Source organism: Providencia zhijiangensis (genome assembly GCF_030315915.2).
GTDB classification, from domain to species: Bacteria; Pseudomonadota; Gammaproteobacteria; order Enterobacterales; family Enterobacteriaceae; genus Providencia; species Providencia zhijiangensis.
Genome location: NZ_CP135990.1, coordinates 1,965,994 through 1,983,193, shown reverse-complemented (window position 1 = coordinate 1,983,193; position 17,200 = coordinate 1,965,994). Strand labels below are relative to the sequence as shown.

General features: G+C 42.4%; 17 protein-coding genes. 11 read left to right on the top strand and 6 right to left on the bottom strand.

Annotated elements, in window-relative coordinates:
- The first annotated feature begins 544 nt into the window (after positions 1-544).
- Together QS795_RS09050 and QS795_RS09045 are read left to right on the top strand one after the other, a co-directional pair.
- Positions 545-1,675 carry a M20 family metallopeptidase gene (locus QS795_RS09050; RefSeq protein WP_286271199.1) on the top strand — a complete coding sequence of 377 codons (1,131 nt, stop codon included), beginning with the start codon at positions 545-547 and terminating at the stop codon, positions 1,673-1,675.
- 42 nt (positions 1,676-1,717) lie between these two features.
- Positions 1,718-3,172, top strand: coding sequence for a YfcC family protein (locus QS795_RS09045; RefSeq protein WP_286271198.1), 1,455 nt, complete (start codon positions 1,718-1,720; stop codon positions 3,170-3,172).
- Positions 3,173-3,444: 272 nt separating this feature from the next.
- Here the strand turns inward: QS795_RS09045 and QS795_RS09040 are convergent, their stop codons facing one another.
- On the bottom strand, positions 3,445-3,666 hold the full coding sequence (locus QS795_RS09040) for a DUF2594 family protein (protein WP_036954881.1): 222 nt from the start codon (positions 3,664-3,666) through the stop codon (positions 3,445-3,447).
- Between the two features lie 238 nt (positions 3,667-3,904).
- Here QS795_RS09040 and QS795_RS09035 point away from each other — a divergent pair, with 238 nt between their 5' ends.
- The 3 genes from QS795_RS09035 (at position 3,905) to QS795_RS09025 (ending at position 5,905) form a co-directional block, all read left to right on the top strand.
- Positions 3,905-5,104, top strand: a complete 1,200-nt coding sequence (locus QS795_RS09035; protein WP_286271194.1) for a sugar transporter — start codon at positions 3,905-3,907, stop codon at positions 5,102-5,104.
- A 106-nt stretch (positions 5,105-5,210) separates the two neighbouring features.
- On the top strand, positions 5,211-5,543 hold the full coding sequence (locus QS795_RS09030; protein ID WP_286271193.1) for an SMR family transporter: 333 nt from the start codon (positions 5,211-5,213) through the stop codon (positions 5,541-5,543).
- A gap of 56 nt (positions 5,544-5,599) precedes the next feature.
- Positions 5,600-5,905: a DUF333 domain-containing protein gene (locus tag QS795_RS09025; protein WP_286271192.1), complete on the top strand. Its 306-nt coding sequence runs from the start codon at positions 5,600-5,602 to the stop codon at positions 5,903-5,905.
- 65 nt (positions 5,906-5,970) lie between these two features.
- On the opposite strand, the gene dsbB is transcribed toward QS795_RS09025, so the two are convergent.
- Both dsbB and nhaB read right to left on the bottom strand, forming a co-directional pair.
- Entirely contained in the window at positions 5,971-6,435 is a 465-nt protein-coding gene (dsbB, locus tag QS795_RS09020) for a disulfide bond formation protein DsbB (RefSeq protein ID WP_230082526.1), read from the bottom strand.
- Between the two features lie 377 nt (positions 6,436-6,812).
- Positions 6,813-8,363, bottom strand: a complete 1,551-nt coding sequence (nhaB, locus tag QS795_RS09015; RefSeq protein ID WP_318626427.1) for a sodium/proton antiporter NhaB — start codon at positions 8,361-8,363, stop codon at positions 6,813-6,815.
- Between the two features lie 220 nt (positions 8,364-8,583).
- Between nhaB and fadR the strand changes: the two genes are divergently transcribed.
- The 4 genes from fadR (at position 8,584) to QS795_RS08995 (ending at position 13,057) form a co-directional block, all read left to right on the top strand.
- The gene (fadR, locus tag QS795_RS09010) at positions 8,584-9,300 is read left to right on the top strand and encodes a fatty acid metabolism transcriptional regulator FadR (protein ID WP_036956460.1); all 717 of its coding nucleotides are present in this window, start codon (positions 8,584-8,586) and stop codon (positions 9,298-9,300) included.
- A gap of 429 nt (positions 9,301-9,729) precedes the next feature.
- Positions 9,730-11,031, top strand: a complete 1,302-nt coding sequence (locus QS795_RS09005; RefSeq protein ID WP_286271189.1) for a D-amino acid dehydrogenase — start codon at positions 9,730-9,732, stop codon at positions 11,029-11,031.
- 39 nt (positions 11,032-11,070) lie between these two features.
- Positions 11,071-12,138, top strand: coding sequence for an alanine racemase (gene alr, locus QS795_RS09000; protein ID WP_286271187.1), 1,068 nt, complete (start codon positions 11,071-11,073; stop codon positions 12,136-12,138).
- 166 nt (positions 12,139-12,304) lie between these two features.
- The gene (locus QS795_RS08995; protein WP_286271186.1) at positions 12,305-13,057 is read left to right on the top strand and encodes a MipA/OmpV family protein; all 753 of its coding nucleotides are present in this window, start codon (positions 12,305-12,307) and stop codon (positions 13,055-13,057) included.
- A gap of 93 nt (positions 13,058-13,150) precedes the next feature.
- Here QS795_RS08995 and QS795_RS08990 read toward each other — a convergent pair whose 3' ends face one another.
- Positions 13,151-14,041: a D-hexose-6-phosphate mutarotase gene (locus tag QS795_RS08990; RefSeq protein ID WP_286271185.1), complete on the bottom strand. Its 891-nt coding sequence runs from the start codon at positions 14,039-14,041 to the stop codon at positions 13,151-13,153.
- 247 nt (positions 14,042-14,288) lie between these two features.
- Positions 14,289-15,284 (bottom strand): glyceraldehyde-3-phosphate dehydrogenase, encoded by a 996-nt coding sequence (gene gapA / locus QS795_RS08985; RefSeq protein ID WP_006658762.1) that lies wholly within the window; start codon positions 15,282-15,284, stop codon positions 14,289-14,291.
- Between the two features lie 356 nt (positions 15,285-15,640).
- Here gapA and msrB point away from each other — a divergent pair, with 356 nt between their 5' ends.
- Together msrB and QS795_RS08975 are read left to right on the top strand one after the other, a co-directional pair.
- Positions 15,641-16,054, top strand: coding sequence for a peptide-methionine (R)-S-oxide reductase MsrB (gene msrB / locus QS795_RS08980; protein WP_286271184.1), 414 nt, complete (start codon positions 15,641-15,643; stop codon positions 16,052-16,054).
- Positions 16,055-16,202: 148 nt separating this feature from the next.
- Positions 16,203-16,496, top strand: coding sequence for a YeaC family protein (locus QS795_RS08975; RefSeq protein ID WP_181478744.1), 294 nt, complete (start codon positions 16,203-16,205; stop codon positions 16,494-16,496).
- 63 nt (positions 16,497-16,559) lie between these two features.
- Here QS795_RS08975 and pncA read toward each other — a convergent pair whose 3' ends face one another.
- The gene (gene pncA / locus QS795_RS08970) at positions 16,560-17,180 is read right to left on the bottom strand and encodes a bifunctional nicotinamidase/pyrazinamidase (RefSeq protein WP_286271318.1); all 621 of its coding nucleotides are present in this window, start codon (positions 17,178-17,180) and stop codon (positions 16,560-16,562) included.
- Between the last annotated feature and the right edge of the window lie 20 nt (positions 17,181-17,200).

Genomic DNA, 17,200 nt, shown 5'->3' with positions numbered 1-17,200 from the left:
TAAATAAAGTTAAACGATGAATACGCTTTATTAGCGTTAAATAATGTAAATAAAAAAAATAAAGACCGCGTGTAATGCTACATATTTATGGTTAACTAAAATTAATAGCATGCCATTAATTTTTGAAAATTATTCACCATAATTAATATATTGATTATGACTATTTTTATAATTCCTATCTGTAACTATTACTTTTTTAAAGATTCAAAAAATAACGCATAGTTATGCATTAATAATTATTTGTAATTTATTTATCTATTATGCTATGGTGCGAAAGTATCCTTTTCAATCAAGCTAAATGTCGGATTATCATAGGGTTGTTCCACCTTGGGTTAAACCCCTCAATTACTCGCCATTGTTGTATATGCATTAAATCCGCATAGGTAATGGCGTGTTTTTACGCGTCAAATGGAATATTCGACAATATTATTGTCTATAGGTAATAAACATTTAATTTTGTTTGGAATAAAAATCTTATCGTGCGGGAGCCAATTTCCCTCATTGAAATATCTCGCCATAAAATAATAAATAATAGGAACTCAACATGCACAATGAATTTTTAACACACGAAGCAGAAATGCTGGACTTATTAAAGCAAGTGGTTAATACAGAATCCGGTTCATACGATAAAGAGGGGGTGGATAATCACGCCGCATTTTGGTGTGAACGCTACCAATCAATGGGTTTTGAAGTTGAGATAATCCCAAATGAAAAATTGGGTAATAACTATCGCATTTATCACCCATCTACCACGCCTGAAATTTTGATTTTGCTGCACCTTGATACTGTATTTCCAAAAGGCACTGTAGCGGAAAGACCATTTAGTATTGAGGGTGATAGAGCCTATGGCCCCGGTGTTATCGATATGAAAGGCAGCCATGTCATGGTGCATCAGGTGATCAAACAGCTTTATGCCTCCAGCGATGAGCGTTACAAGAAAATTGAAGTGCTGTTGAACTGCGACGAAGAGATTGGTTCTATTTCGTCACGTTCAGTCATCGAGGAATGTGCAAAAGACAAGCGCTATGCCTTAGTGATGGAGCCAGCACGTGCGAATGGTGCCATTGTTAGCGCCCGTCGCGGTGTAGGAACCTATGTTCTGACTATTCAAGGTAAAGCCTCTCACTCAGGTATTGCTCCTGAAGCTGGGATCAGCGCTATCCAAGAACTTACTTTTAAAATCCAAAGCTTACATGCGCTTTCTCAGCACGATAAAGGGCTTTCGGTGAACGTGGGTCTGATCACGGGTGGAACCTCTGTGAATACTGTTGCTCCAAATGCGCGTGCAGAAATTGATGTGCGGATCTCTTCTGAGCAGCAAGGTATTGAAATCGACAAGAAAGTACGTGAAGTGTGCAGCCAGCCTGTTCTAGAAGGCATTCAGCTTTCACTGACAGGCGGGATCAACCGTCCACCAATGGCAAAAACGCCAGAAAGTGCCGCGCTTATCGACATCATCAAACAAGAAGCCGACAAACTGGCAATCACTCTGGAAGACGTTTCTACAGGTGGTGGCTCAGATGCTTCATTTACCGCGGGTGTGGGGACACCAACGGTAGACGGTTTAGGCCCAATTGGCGGCTATCAACATAGTGACAAAGAGTATCTTGAAATTCCCTCTTTAACTGAGCGCGCTCAGTTATTTTTCAATGTGTTAAAACGCATTACGCAGTAATTATGGCTAACAAAATAAATAATAATCCAACAGGATAAATCTATGGCAACATCCATATCAACATCAAAAGCATCAACAACACCACCACCACAAAAAAAGCGTTCTGATGGGATAAACCCGTATGTATTGCTCTTTTTCATCTTAGTAGCGGCAGCGGTTGCTACTTGGATCGTTCCGGCTGGGCAATATGCCTCTGAAACGAAAGTGATCACGACTATCAAAGATGGCGTGGAAACCCAAGTCAAGAGTTCCTATACCATTCCGGGAAGTTATGAGCGTTTACCTGAACAGCATGGCGTTTTACCAGGGCAGGTTTTCACATCGATCGCTGACGGGCTAGTTAAAGCGGCTCCGATCATTTTCCTGATTATCTTTACTGGGGGCGCGTTACATCTGCTTGAAACGACGGGTGCAATCAACAAAGTTCTGAGCAATATTTCACGCAGTAAAAAGCTCAATGACTTTTTGTTGATCACTATCTTCTTTGTGGTGTTCTCCATTTTGGGTACCACTGGAATTGTGGTGAACTCGATAATTGCATTCGTGCCAATAGGTTTATTGGTGGCGAAGTCTGTCGGAATGGATGACAAGTTTGGCGCAGCGATCGTCTATGTTGCGGCATACTCCGGCTTTAACGCTTCGGTAATGGCACCGATGACTGTCGGGTTATCTCAAGGTTTGGCTGACGTTCCACTGCTATCGGCATTTGGCTTCCGTACTGTGGTTTATATTAGCTTTGTGGTTGCAGGGATTATCTTCTTAACTCTGTACGCGAAGAAAAGCCGCCGTCAAGGGATGGTTCGCCCCGAAGTGCAAATTGATGATAGCCAATTTGAGACCTCAAAAATCTCTTTACGCCACGTCATTACATTATCCTATGCCGCATTCTGTTTAATTGGCTTTATTTTTGGTGCGATTGAGTGGGGTTGGGGCGAGAAAGAGATGATGGCCATGTTTATCATCTTAGGCGTGGGGGTAGGCGTACTGAACAGAATGTCACCGAATGATATTGCAACCGGCTTCCTGAAAGGCTGTGCTGGCATGGTTGGCGGGGCATTTATCGTTGGTATGGCGCGTGCGATTGCGATTGTATTAGCGGATGGAATGATCTTAGACACCATCGTGAATTCGATTATTTCTCTGATGGATGGATTACCGAAAACATTATCTGCGATTTCAATGTTCGGTACCGCTGCTATTATGCACTTTTTTATTTCTTCAGGTTCCGGTGAAGCGGCAGTTTTAGTGCCTATTTTCACCCCAATGGGCGACCTGTTAGAAATCACCCGTCAAACTACCGTTCAAACGGTATTAATGGGCGAGGGTGTCGTGAACTGTATTAACCCAACATCAGGTATCCTGATGGCAGTGTTAGCGACGTCGAAAATCCCATACACCAAGTGGCTGAAGTTTATTTGGCCGCTGGTATTAACTTGGGTCATTATTTCGATTATCTCGATTGTTTACGCAGTCATGACAAATTTAGGTCCGATTTAAGTCTGTTTATTACGTTATTTAGACAGACAGGGGATTTATCAAAGCGCTACTCGAAAGAGTGGCGTTTTTTGTTTTTTGAGTGAGTGAAAAGGTAGGGTTTTAGGCAAAAAAAAGCCCCCTTCATAGGGATCTGAAGGGGGAGCTAAATGAATAAAGAATGGTTTAATTCGAGATCAAAGATAAAGGATCCTAGTGAACGAAACTTAGGTTTTTGTGCACTTTAGCTCGCTGTTTTGGCTTAGCGCTTAGAATCGCATTTATCGCTAAAGCTCTTATTGACGATAACCAGTCTTGATTTGTTCTAAAATGTTTTTGTAAGTCTCAGCTTGCTTCTCATCTTCCATCGAAGCGACTTCGCGTTGCATTTTGATCAAAATTTTACCCGCGTCAGCCTGACCGATAGCTTTAAGCATATGAGTAACAAGATTTTTTAAACAAGTTACTTCGTCTGCTAATGCATTTACGTCTGGCTCAGTTGGAAAATGGGTTTTCATTTAGGAATTCCTGTAAGAATAAAAAGTAATTTGCAGATTGTAGCATAGAAGAAATGATTCTGTCGCTTTTCAAACTGATATGAAAATTAAAGGAGAGTGACCGTTTCTCTGTGAAAAAATAGTGTGAACATGATAATTTTCAATCCTTTAAAGATGAATGGCGAATGTGATATTATTCACAAAAATATACTGAAGGCTGTTATTGGCCTTAATTATCATCAACAGGATGTCGTAAACCATGTCCCAGGTTTCTCGAAGCACTGCGTGGATCCGTGTATTGGCGCTTTCCGTTGCGGCTTTTGTCTTTAATACCACCGAATTTGTTCCTGTCGCATTATTGAGTGATATTGCTGAAAGTTTTGATATGACCGTTGCCCATACAGGGCTGATGATCACCATTTATGCGTGGGTTGTCGCAGTGATGTCTCTACCATTAATGCTGATGACGGGAAAATTTGAGCGGCGGAAATTATTGGGAATTTTGTTTGTTGTCTTTATTCTCAGCCATATTCTATGCGGGATTGCGTGGAGCTTTGAAGTGCTGATTATCGCGCGTATCGGTATTGCGTTATCTCATGCAGTTTTCTGGTCGATAACGGCATCATTGGCGATCCGCGTCGCGCCTGCGGGTAAAAAAGCGCAAGCTTTGGGCTTGCTCGCCACGGGAACGGCACTGGCGACCGTGTTAGGATTACCGTTAGGGCGAGTGATTGGGCAATGGATGGGCTGGCGAGTGACATTTTTATGTATCGGCGTACTGGCGTTATTAACCCTGATTGCGTTATTGCGATTCTTACCTCGTTTACCGAGCGAACATTCCGGTTCGTTAAAAAGCCTACCGGTTCTGTTTAAACGCCCCGCATTGATGGGTGTCTTTGTGTTAATCACCGTCGTCATTACGGCTCATTTTACCGCGTATAGTTATATTGAACCGTTTGTACGCGATATTGCCTTACAGAGTCAAAATTTTGCCACACTCTTATTATTAATTTTTGGTGGGGCGGGCATTTTTGGTAGCGTCTTATTTAGCCGCTACAGTAGCCGCTTTACACTCTCATTCTTACCGGTATCGATGGCCTTACTGACACTTTGTTTAGTGTTATTTATGCCATTAAGTGGAGATGTTTGGACATTGATTGGTACCTGTATATTCTGGGGTATGGCGATTATGTGCATTAGCCTCGGGATCCAAGTGAAAGTGTTGGACTTGGCGCCAGATGCGACCGATGTGGCGATGTCAATCTTCTCTGGATTATTTAATATTGGCATTGGCGCAGGTGCATTATTAGGAAACCAAGTGATTACCCATATGGGAATGACTAATATTGGTTATGTGGGGGCGATTATCAGCCTTTTAGCACTTGCTTGGTGCGTGTTTATCTATACCCGTTATCGCTCAGCTTTTGCAGAAAAACAGCCAACCGCTGCGAATCATTAAGCTAGATTTATTCATTTAGCACTGTACTAATTAAAGGTTAGTACAGTGCTTTTTTGTGTGCTAAATTTCTGCCAAATTTTAGGCTAAAAACAGAGAAAGGTGAACAATGAAAGGATTGGGCTTCTTATTAATGTCCATTATTGCGGAAGTGATTGCGACAACAACGTTAAAAGCGTCGGATGGTTTTAGCCGTTTTTGGCCCTCTTTAGTGGTTGTCATTGGCTATGCAGCCTCTTTCTGGGGGCTTTCCCAAGTTGTGAAAGTGATGCCACTGGGGATAGCGTATGCCATTTGGTCAGGATTGGGAATTGTGTTGGTTTCTGTGGCGGCTATCTATATTTATAACCAAAAACTCGATTTACCCGCAATTATTGGTATGCTATTAATTATCATTGGTGTATTGGTCATCAACCTGTTTTCTAAAAGTGGCACCCATTAATAAGGTTCAAAACATAATGGGATGCAAAACAGCGCTGATACTATCGGAGAAAGAGAATGAAAAGGAAAAGTCAGGCGCTGTTAAGAACAGTCGTGGCAATGGGTTCAGCTACCGTATTATCTATTTTACTTTCAGCGTGCAGTAGCCCTGATAACAGTAAAATGACAAGAGCAGAAACGTCCGGTTCTCAATATGCTCAGCAAGTGGTGAATTTAGGTCCCGGAGCTCAAGAGGCGTGTACCTCTGCGGGGGGACTGCCTTCACTGAATTTAGAATTAAATGGTCAGAAAACCCCTGTTTGCCAGTTTGCAAATGGGCGTCGTTGTGCGGTTTCGGCAATTCGTAGTGGGGCCTGTATCTAAGTATTTTGGTGAGCTAATGATTTGAATCGCCCATCAAGCACAGTTGATGGGCGAAAAAAGAAAGGTTATTTTTTACTTGGGAAGAAGAGGCTGATCGCAACGATGATGCCAACTAAGATGTAAGCTGCAAAAATACCAACTAACCACTGCGGCATGTCTAACCCTAAGAAAGCCCATTGTCTAACCGCACAATCCCCTGTCGCTTCAAACACAGAAGGTACCCATTCTTGCAGCGGTAACCAGTCTGGGAAATTGACAAAGAAATCACAGGATGCAAACGGAGACGGGTAAAGTTGCAGCATGGTATGTTCCCATGAAAGGTCTAATCCACGCCAACCCGCATACAGCCAAACCACAATCGCAATCACTTTAACGACGGTGCTTTTCGGTGCAATCGCTCCGATTAAACCTGCCGCAATAATTCCCATCAATGCAACGCGCTCATAGATACACATTACACAAGGTTGCAGTTTCATAATATGTTGGAAATACAGAGCAGCACATTCAAGCATAAAAGCAGTGAATGCCATAAGCAGCCAAGCTGACCGTCCTTGAGAACAGTAATTAAAAAATCTGAACATAATAAATTCCCTTCATTAATAATCGGCTTATTTTGCCTCTATCTGGGTGATAAAAAAAGCAGCAAAATCAGATTAGAATGAGATTAGCTTAATTTTTACGTTTTATTACAAAAAAAGCCGCATAAATATGCGGCTCAGACCATTTTCAAGCCCATCAGGTTTGGAAATGGCTCTTTTGGGTTGTAATATTGACGAGGAAAATCAATTTATTGATTTTCGCCTGATAACACAAAGAGGGAAAAACCACGCTTTTATCCCTCTTTGTCATCAACCTCAGCCGCATAAATATGCGGCTTTAAATTCAGAATCTGAACAATCAATATTGATCAACGTGGAATAGAAATTAACCCTAAGCTTTCCATCCAGTCAGTTAATGGGATAAGCCATAGCTCAACACCTAGCAGACCAACGATGGTCATCACAACCGTAAATGGTAATGCCATCCACACCATTCGACCATAAGACAGGCGAATCAGCGGAGACAGTGCCGAGGTTAATAGGAACAGGAAGGCGGCTTGTCCATTTGGCGTTGCAACCGACGGCAAGTTTGTTCCGGTGTTAATTGCGACCGCTAAGTGCTGATATTGCTCGGCTGAAATTAAGCTTGCATTAGCGGCTTTTAAGGCTTCAGTAATATACACGGTGCCGACAAATACGTTATCTGATACTGCAGAGAGCAGCCCGTTAAACAGATAGAACAGGGACAGCTGCGATGATTCAGAGGATTGCAGCACATACTGAATAAATGGCGTAAATAGCTGCTGGTCAATGATCACGGCGACAACGCTGAAAAAAACCGTCAGTAGGGCAGTAAACGGTAAGGCTTCTTCAAAGGCTTTTCCGAGCGCGTGTTCCTCAGTGATCCCACAGAATGTCGTGGCAAGAATGATCACGGACAGACCAATCAGACCCACTTCAGCAAGGTGAAATGCCAACGCAAGAATTAACCAAATACCGATAAGACCTTGGACGATAAGCTGCGCTTGCTCTTTTTTGCTGCGCTTAGCACTCATTTTTTTGTCGTGTTCGGTTAATACTTGGCGCACGGTGTCTGGCAATTCAGCCCCGTAGCCAAATACTTTGAACTTTTCAACGAGGAAACAGACCACGAGCCCACATAAGAAAACAGGGATAGTGACTGGCGCCATCCGCAGATAGAAGGTAATAAAATCCCACTCAACATGTTTCGCGATGATCAGGTTTTGTGGTTCACCCACCATAGTCATTACGCCGCCAAGGGCAGTACCGATACCTGCATGCATCATTAAGCTACGTAAGAATGCACGGAACTGTTCCAATGTCTGCTTTTTTTCAACCGTATCAATGAAGGAATCGTTTTGTAGATCCGTATTGCTCGGCTGGCTAGAGGCATATTGGTGGTAAATTGAGTAGAAGCCAATAGAAACGCTAATGACCACAGCAATGACGGTTAAAGCATCTAAAAAAGCGGATAAAAACGCACTTGCTAAGCAAAATGACAACGCTAAAATTCGTTTAGAACGGACGTTTATTAACAGCTTTGTAAACACAAATAACAGAAGTTGCTTCATAAAGTAGATGCCAGCCACCATAAAGATCAGTAACAGAACCACTTCAAGGTTATTACTGATTTCATGAGAAATCTGCGCAGGGGAAGTCATACCAATTAGCACGGCTTCAATGGCTAATAGCCCGCCAGGTTGTAATGGGTAGCATTTTAGTGCCATCGCCAAAGTGAAAATGAATTCAATGACGAGTAACCAACCGGCGATAAATGGGTTAACAAAGTAGAAAACAATTGGGTTTATTATTAAGAACAAAATGATAGCAAGTTTGTACCAATCTGGAGAATTTCCCAAAAAATTCTTCAAAAATGCTCTTCTTAAACTAAAATCCATTATGATTTTTAATCCTCTTTAACTGGTGTTGTGTGACAGCGCGTTACATACTACTCTTATCTTTTATAGAATTTAAGCTTATTTGCTAATAGATAATCCATTAATTATATGGGGTTTTTACGATTCACCTGCGGTTTATTGGAAAGCTAACTATCTCAGATTGTGACAATCTGGTATGCTTCCGCGTAGTCCGTCTAAAAATGTTTGGAATAATAAAAATATGGTTATTAAAGCTCAAAGTCCGGCAGGTTTTGCGGAAGAGTACATTATTGAGAGTATTTGGAACAATCGTTTTCCTCCAGGATCTATCTTACCCGCGGAGCGTGAGCTATCTGAATTAATCGGCGTAACCCGTACGACATTACGTGAAGTTTTACAGCGTTTAGCCCGTGATGGGTGGTTAACCATTCAACATGGTAAGCCAACCAAGGTCAATAACTACTGGGAAACGTCAGGATTAAACATTCTGGAAACGTTGGCGAAACTCGATCACGACCGTGTACCTCAGCTAATTGATAATTTATTGGCAGTACGTACTAATATTGCGGCTATTTTTATTCGTACCGCATTTCGTAATGATCCAGAAGCCTCATTAGAAGTGTTATCGGGTAAAGATAAAGTTGAAGATAACTCAGATGCATTTAGTGATTTGGATTACAACATTTTCCGTGGACTGGCCTTTGCGTCCGGTAACCCAATCTATGGTTTGATTATTAATGGATTACGAGGGTTATACACGCGAGTTGGGCGTTATTATTTCTCTAATCCTGAAGCCCGTCGTTTAGCGTTAAGTTTTTACCAACAGCTGAGCAATTTATGCCGTGAGCAAGCCTATGACCGTATTATGGATTGCGTCAGAAACTACGGTAAAGATAGCGGCGTGATCTGGCACAATATGCAAAGTAATATGCCATCTGACCTCGCGAATAATATTTAACACTACCATTTTCAAACAAAAAGCCAGTGCCTTGCACTGGCTTTTTTTGTTCCCGATTGATTGATTAGTGTAATCATCTGCTTAATTTAAATTTATCAATGTTATTATCTGGCGTGGTGAGTTATTCGATATTTAGCTTCTAAATATTGAAATGGAATAATCTTTTGATGAATGAATATAAAACTCTGTTTAACTCATTATTTAATCAGAATTAATTTTGGGGGTTTGCTTTTAACAAGTTGATTTATATATACTAAATTGATTTATTCTCTTTTTAATGGGTAGAATAAAATTTCACTGGATTTAAGAGAACCTAAATTTGATAGAGGATTTAACTTTTTTGTTAAAAATGTTAATTAACTGTATTGGAAAATAAAAACTAGAATATTATGCTAACAGTAATTCCATTTTGTTCTCTTGAGGGGTTCTATGAAAGTTCTCGTTTTAGGTGCTGGCGTTATTGGTGTTACCACTGCGTGGTATCTAGCACAAGAAGGGCATGAAGTTTGCGTCATTGATAGGCAGCTTGATGTGGCTGAAGAAACCAGCGCAGGTAATGCAGGGCAAATTTCTCCAGGATATGCAACCCCATGGGGTGCGCCGGGGATCCCTCTTAAAGCCGTAAAATGGATGTTTGAAAAACATGCCCCTTTAGCGATCAAACCCGATGGTAGTCTGTTCCAATTACGTTGGATGTGGCAAATGTTGAAAAACTGCGACATGCAGCACTACACCATGAATAAAAGCCGCATGGTGCGGATCGCAGAATATAGCCGTGATTGCATTCGCCAACTTAGAGCAGATACCGGCATTGGCTATGAAGGTCGTCAAGGTGGTACGTTACAGTTGTTTAGAACGGCAAAACAGTTTGATAATGCGGCCAATGATATCGCGGTTTTGCAGCAAGAAGGTGTGCCATACGAATTACTGACCTCAGATCAGCTCATTACAGCTGAGCCTGCATTGGCTTTTGTAAAACATAAGCTGACAGGTGGTTTACGCTTACCAAATGATGAAACAGGGGATTGCCAGCAGTTCACCAAAAAACTGGCGAAAATGGCAGAGCAAGTTGGAGTTACATTCCGCTTTGGCTGCCATGTGGAGCAAATTTTAACGGATGGCAAGCGCATCAGCGGTATTAAGGTCGATGGTGAGGTTTTGCTGGCGGATCAATATGTCGTTGCCATGGGGTCATATTCCACTCAGATGTTGCAGCAATTGGTGAAGATTCCTGTTTATCCTCTGAAAGGTTACTCATTGACGATGCCAATCATCGATGAATCTCGAGCGCCGGTTTCGACTGTGTTGGATGAAACCTACAAAATAGCTGTAACACGGTTTGACCAACGTATTCGCGTTGGGGGTATGGCAGAAGTGGTTGGTTTTAATCTTGATGTACTGAAAAAACGCTGTGAAACCCTAAAAATGGTGGTGCAAGATCTCTATCAAGGCGGCGGCGATATTAATCAAGCACAGTTTTGGACAGGATTACGTCCAATGACGCCAGACGGAACCCCGATAGTTGGGCCGACAGAATTCAGCAACTTGTATTTGAATACGGGGCATGGAACCTTAGGTTGGACAATGGCTTGCGGCTCTGGCAAATTGTTGGCTGATTTAATTTCAGGGAATACGCCGGACATCGCTGCGGATGATTTATCGGTATTCAGATATACCGATGGTTTTAATACGAAATTAGTCAGTACGGGTCACTTATCGCCTGCGCGTTAATTGAGCGACGTAACATATCAATAATAATAAGGAATCGCAATGCCACGCCCAATTCGTGCTGTCATTCATCAACATAATTTAGAACATAATTTAGCGGTGATCCGCCAGAAAGTTGGTCAAGCGAAGGTCTGGTCAGTGATGAAAGCGGATGGTTATGGCCATGGTATTAAACGAATTTGGCGCGGACTAAAAGATTCTGATGGTTTTGCCGTTTTAGATCTTCATGAAGCCATTTTATTGAGAAATGAAGGGTGGAAGGGGCCAATTTTATTATTAGAAGGGTTCTTCCAAGCTGATGATTTGGTAGTTATTGACCAGTATCAATTAACAACCAGCGTACACAGTCGCTGGCAGCTAGCCGCCATTGAGCAAGCTTTACTGAATAAACCTATTTCTGTCTACATTAAGCTTAATAGCGGAATGAATCGCTTAGGTTTCTCGATGAATGAGTATGCGGATATTGTCTCTCAACTGAGCCAGATGGAAAATGTTGCGGATGTGACATTAATGAGCCATTTTGCAAATTCAGATATGGTTGAGGGAACACAAGCGCCATTAGCGAAAATTCAACAATTTGCTCAGTTATCACTGCCGACCTGCATTGCGAATTCAGGGGCGGTTTTATGGCATAAAAACACCCATTATGATTGGGTGCGGGCTGGAATTGTGCTGTATGGTGCGTCTCCGAGTGGCAAATGGGGCGATATTGCTGAATATGATTTAAAAGCGGCGATGACGCTACAATCGGAAATTATTGCAGTCCATGATATTGAAGCGGGTCAATCCATTGGTTACGGTAGCAAATTTACGTCAGAAAAACCGATGCGCATAGCGACTGTGGCCTGTGGTTATGCCGATGGATACCCTCGTCATGCGCCAACAGGAACGCCAGTGTGGTGTCAGGGACAGCGTTGTGCGCTGTTAGGTACGGTTTCCATGGATATGCTAACGATTGATATTAGTGACTGTCCAGAAGCAACTATTGGTTCCAAAGTGGAGCTGTGGGGCGAAAATTTACCTGTTGATGATGTGGCACAGGCGGCGGGCACAATCGGTTACGAATTATTATGTGCGCTAGCACGTCGCGTACCTATTGATTTTCAATAAAAAAGCACATCATTCATTCACTTGGCTGATATTCATGATTGAGAAAGATAGACAATCAAAGTAATTTAGCTTTAAATGTGAACCATCTCATTAACGTGGGTGAAATTTCCCACGTTATTCATTGTTTATTGTTAACTTCATCTGAATAATTTGGGTTTAATTTAAAATGTCTAAAATAATCAAAATGACCACACTTGCCATTGCGTTAAGTGCGGTTTCAACTGCTGCGTTTGCTGGAACTTGGTCTGTTGGTGGCTCTGTATTAGCGCAATCAACACCTTATAAAGGCATCAAAACGAGCGACTATATTACGCCAGTTCCCGTTGTAAATTATGAAAGTGAAAATTTTTACTTCCGCACTTTAGCTGTAGGTTACTACTTGTGGAATGATAAAGTTGACCAGTTGTCTTTAGATGCTTATTACTACCCACATTTCTTTAAGCCAAAAGATAATGATAATGCCGACATGCGTAAGCTGGATCGCCGCCGCGATACCGTAATGGGCGGCTTTACTTACCGTCATAATGCTGACTGGGGTACATTGCGTTTCAATGGCTCTATCGACATGTTGTGGGAAAGCGAAGGCATGCGTGCTGAAGCCGCTTACTTGTACGCATTTAAAGGCGATAGCTGGTCTTTAACCCCAGGTGTCGGTATCAAATGGGATAGTGCGAAACTGAACCGTTATGAATTCGGTGTGACATCCAAAGAATCTGCAAATAGTGGATTAAAACGTTATGAACCAAATTCAAGCTGGACACCGTATGTGGAGTTATCAGCTAATTATCGCATGACAGACAGCTGGTCACTGTTTGCGCTGGGTCGTGTTGATAAACTGTCTAGTGAAGTAAAAGACAGCCCAATGGTCAATAAATCTTATTCTGCGATTATGTGGAGCGGTGTGACTTACACCTTCTAATTTATACGCTGGAATAGAATAAAAAACCCCAAAATGGCTAGGCTGTTTTGGGGTTTTATTTTGCATTTATTCTTACGTTTATTTTTCGCTTGGTTATTCTTGCTGTGGCTGAGGTTTATTTTCGCGGCATACCATCACGAGAGAAAGACGAGAAGGGCTTTGCGCTTCAGATTTCATTGGCATATGAATGCGAGCCGTTTCCACACAAACCATCTGTTTGTAACCATTATTAGGCATATCCTGCATGCTGCACGATAACTCCGCCCAAGGGTTCCAGCACACCACGTCACTATGATGATAGTGATGCAGCTCAATAGTGCGATTCCAGCCATCATCACGTAATAAACTGTATTCTTCTGGCTCGGTATATATGCGGTCAGTGTGCTTATTAAATTTTAGCGGTTCTGAAATATAGGCTTCTCTATCGGCGACTTTATCGATGTAATGCCCACCAAGGCCATAAACGGTGGCTTTCTGGATATCACTGATATTGAAATAGCTGTGTAATGCGGCGGTAGCCTCGAAGTCACCGTAGCTTTCTAATTCAAGTTCGCAAGTTTCCCCGAGCTTCATACGTAAAATCAGCGTGAACTCATGAGGCCAGAGTTTGCGGGTGTATTCGTTGTCTGTCAGGGTAAAGGTGAGAATGACACCACAATCATGTTCATTATGAGCCGTAAATTGCCAAGGTAAAATACGGGCAAATCCGTGACTAGGGCTATTTACAGGTCCAAACCATGGCCAGCAAATAGGAATACCGCCACGAATGGCAACCCCTTCTTTAAACGCACTTTCTGGACTTAACCAAAGGCAGGGTTTTTGACCTGCGGGTTGCCAGTCAATTAAGTGGGCACCTTGTAGGCTCACGGCACCACGCACTTTTGGGTGGGAAATGACGATCAGCGGTAAATCGCCAAGTTGACGTTGGGTAATGTAAGGAGAAATTTGTTTGATAACAGGTAAAGCAAAAATTTTATCATGCATTGTCTTGCGCCTGTGGTTGTTGGTCCATCATCACGACCTAAATCAGCGACTATAAATAGAACAGCGCCTATAAATAGGGCAGTAACTAGAAATAACAATATAACAAACTCACGATACTGCAAGTGGCATTGAATGAAGCGGGGGACGCAGCTTGGAGTATATTGAGCTGGGCTTTAATTTTGAATGTATGAAAGATACAAAAGAGCCGCCAAGAGGCGGCTCAGTCACACTGGTTGCTTAACAGCTCTTATTTAGAGATGTGAGCAATCAGGTCTAGAACTTTGTTAGAGTAACCAGTTTCGTTGTCATACCAAGAAACCAGTTTCACAAAGTTGTCGTTCAGAGCGATACCTGCTTTAGCATCGAATACTGAAGTCAGTTTTTCGCCGTTGAAATCGGTAGATACAACGTCGTCTTCAGTGTAACCCAGAACGCCTTTCAGCTCGCCTTCTGCTGCTTCTTTGATAGCGTCACAGATTTGTGCGTAAGTTGCTGGTTTTGCCAGACGTGCAGTCAGGTCAACAACAGAAACGTTAGGAGTTGGAACACGGAAAGACATACCAGTCAGTTTACCGTTCAGCTCAGGAATAACTTTACCTACAGCTTTAGCAGCACCAGTTGAAGATGGGATGATGTTTTGAGAAGCACCACGACCACCACGCCAGTCTTTGTGAGATGGACCATCAACAGTTTTTTGTGTTGCTGTGGTTGCGTGAACAGTGGTCATCAGACCTTCAACGATACCAAATTTGTCGTTGATAACTTTAGCCAGTGGAGCTAAGCAGTTAGTTGTGCAAGATGCGTTAGAAACGATTTCTTGACCTGCGTAAGCTTTGTGGTTAACGCCCATAACGAACATTGGAGTGTCATCTTTAGAAGGACCAGTTAACACAACTTTCTTCGCGCCTGCTTGGATGTGTTTACGAGCAGTCTCGTCAGTCAGGAAGATACCAGTTGCTTCAGCAACAACATCAACACCGACTTCGTTCCATTTCAGGTTTGCAGGATCTTTCTCTGCTGTAACACGGATTTTTTTACCGTTAACAACTAAGTGACCATCTTTAACTTCAACAGTACCGTTGAAACGACCGTGAGTTGAGTCGTATTTCAACATGTATGCCATGTACTCTGCATCGAGCAGGTCGTTGATAGCAACGATTTCGATGTCAGAACGCTCTTGTGCAGCACGGAAAACGATACGGCCGATACGACCAAAACCATTAATACCTACTTTGATAGTCATAGTATTTCCACCAGCTATTTTATTTCGTGAATTAAGATGTACTTAAAGTTACCAAAACCTTGCCAGCCGTCAAGCGGAATCGTGTCAATTATTGAAAAAAATCAATTCTGATACCACTATCTGCATATTTGTCAGTCACTTCAGCAGCAAATACAGCCGCACGTATTATCGGGATTGTTCAGCATAATGAAACCATCCATCAGTGATATATGTGAGGCTCATCACAAATCAAACCGTAAAGTTCTAACCTTAATAGTCTAGAATAGTTTTCCACTGAGCGTTGTTAAGTTTTTGTTGCTTGAAATGGGTGCGAAATCGCTTTAATACGCATCTTTTTGAAAAAGAGTAGGTAATCGATGTCGAATAAAGATAAGCAAGCTGTTGATTTATCAAAGCTTAACCAAGTCCAGCTGTATGTTACACAAGAGGCTGGCACAGAGCCCCCATTTAGTGGCCAATTATTGCATAACCGTAAAGATGGCGTGTATGAATGTCTCTGTTGTGGAACCCCTTTATTCCTTTCTGAGACCAAATTTGATGCGGGCTGCGGATGGCCGAGTTTCTTTCAACCAATTGATGAAAGTTTGATAAAATTTATCGAAGATTTCTCTCATGGAATGCACCGTATAGAAGTGCGCTGTAGTAATTGCAATGCGCATCTTGGACATGTATTTCCTGATGGTCCACAACCAACCGGACAGCGTTACTGCATAAATTCAGCATCACTAAGTTTTACAGATGACCAAACGGGTGAAAAGACCGTAGGGTAGCGTGCTGAAGCTTGCTGAAGTATGAAAATATGTTCAGCAATAACGACTCGGCTGATTATTCAAAATGTCATATATTCATAAAACCATAAAAAATAATTATCTTGATTGCCACTAACTTGATGTGATGAGGCGTAACGTGAGCGTAGAAATGGATGCACAACAAATAGACCAATTGCTGTCTGTCATGACCCCAGAAATTTACCAGCGTTTAGTGACGGCAGTGGAGTTAGGTAAATGGCCGGATGGCGTGGCATTAACGCCAGAACAAAAAGAAAATACCTTGCAGATGGTGATGTTATGGCAATCTCGCCATAACCATGATGCGGAGCATATGACGGTCGGTACAGACGGCCAAATTACCATGAAGAGTAAGCAAGAATTGAAAGCGCTTTTTCAAGGGGATAGGCTTGCGACATTGAAACCGCAAGAAAACGACGAATAAGATAGTTAGCCCTGCAAATTAGCAGGGCCAAAATTTGAAACCCATTAGTAGGGTGATGGAACGCTAGAGTGGCAATGCTACTAACTTAGCCCCAGCACTCTGCATTTCCGCTAAAGCTTTCAGGCTATCTTCAGGGGCTAAATTAACGCCGCGACACCCATCCGTTAGCACATCGACACGGTAGCCGAGTCTCAGCGCGTCCAGTACAGTAAACTTCACACAATAGTCGGTCGCAATGCCCATAATCATTAAATGGCTGATTTGTTGCTGCTGAAGCCACACATGAAGTTCAGTTTGACTGACTCGGTCATTATCAAAAAAGGCACTGTAGCTATCTACCTGCGGATTTTCACCTTTAGTAAATACCTTTTGAATAGCTTGGCGATGAAGCTCTGGATGGAAATCAGCACCATGGGAGCCTTGTACACAGTGAACCGGCCACCAAACCTGTGGCAATCCATTCAGTTCGCCAAGGGTGCCAACAGGCTGGTTAGAATTGACGGCAAAACTGAGATGGTTTTCTGGATGCCAATCTTGGCTGGCGATCACCGTGATACCCTGTTTTTGGCATTGCTTAATAACGTGGTTTGCGGTTTCAATAACCTGTTCGCTTTGTTTTACAGCGAGAGCACCACCAGTACAAAAATCATTTTGTAAGTCGACTAACAGTAATGCTGATTTCATCATTCTTCTCAGTAGGTTAT

Coding starts and splice junctions, on each gene's coding strand:
- QS795_RS09025 (WP_286271192.1), top strand. CDS start 5,600: ATGAAAAGGAAAAGTCAGGCGCTGTTAAGAACAGTCGTGGCAATGGGT.
- fadR (WP_036956460.1), top strand. CDS start 8,584: ATGGTTATTAAAGCTCAAAGTCCGGCAGGTTTTGCGGAAGAGTACATT.
- QS795_RS08975 (WP_181478744.1), top strand. CDS start 16,203: ATGGATGCACAACAAATAGACCAATTGCTGTCTGTCATGACCCCAGAA.
- QS795_RS09045 (WP_286271198.1), top strand. CDS start 1,718: ATGGCAACATCCATATCAACATCAAAAGCATCAACAACACCACCACCA.
- nhaB (WP_318626427.1), bottom strand. CDS start 8,363: ATGGATTTTAGTTTAAGAAGAGCATTTTTGAAGAATTTTTTGGGAAAT.
- QS795_RS08990 (WP_286271185.1), bottom strand. CDS start 14,041: ATGCATGATAAAATTTTTGCTTTACCTGTTATCAAACAAATTTCTCCT.
- gapA (WP_006658762.1), bottom strand. CDS start 15,284: ATGACTATCAAAGTAGGTATTAATGGTTTTGGTCGTATCGGCCGTATC.
- QS795_RS09050 (WP_286271199.1), top strand. CDS start 545: ATGCACAATGAATTTTTAACACACGAAGCAGAAATGCTGGACTTATTA.
- pncA (WP_286271318.1), bottom strand. CDS start 17,180: ATGAAATCAGCATTACTGTTAGTCGACTTACAAAATGATTTTTGTACT.
- QS795_RS09030 (WP_286271193.1), top strand. CDS start 5,211: ATGAAAGGATTGGGCTTCTTATTAATGTCCATTATTGCGGAAGTGATT.
- QS795_RS09005 (WP_286271189.1), top strand. CDS start 9,730: ATGAAAGTTCTCGTTTTAGGTGCTGGCGTTATTGGTGTTACCACTGCG.
- QS795_RS08995 (WP_286271186.1), top strand. CDS start 12,305: ATGTCTAAAATAATCAAAATGACCACACTTGCCATTGCGTTAAGTGCG.
- QS795_RS09040 (WP_036954881.1), bottom strand. CDS start 3,666: ATGAAAACCCATTTTCCAACTGAGCCAGACGTAAATGCATTAGCAGAC.
- msrB (WP_286271184.1), top strand. CDS start 15,641: ATGTCGAATAAAGATAAGCAAGCTGTTGATTTATCAAAGCTTAACCAA.
- alr (WP_286271187.1), top strand. CDS start 11,071: ATGCCACGCCCAATTCGTGCTGTCATTCATCAACATAATTTAGAACAT.
- QS795_RS09035 (WP_286271194.1), top strand. CDS start 3,905: ATGTCCCAGGTTTCTCGAAGCACTGCGTGGATCCGTGTATTGGCGCTT.
- dsbB (WP_230082526.1), bottom strand. CDS start 6,435: ATGGCATTCACTGCTTTTATGCTTGAATGTGCTGCTCTGTATTTCCAA.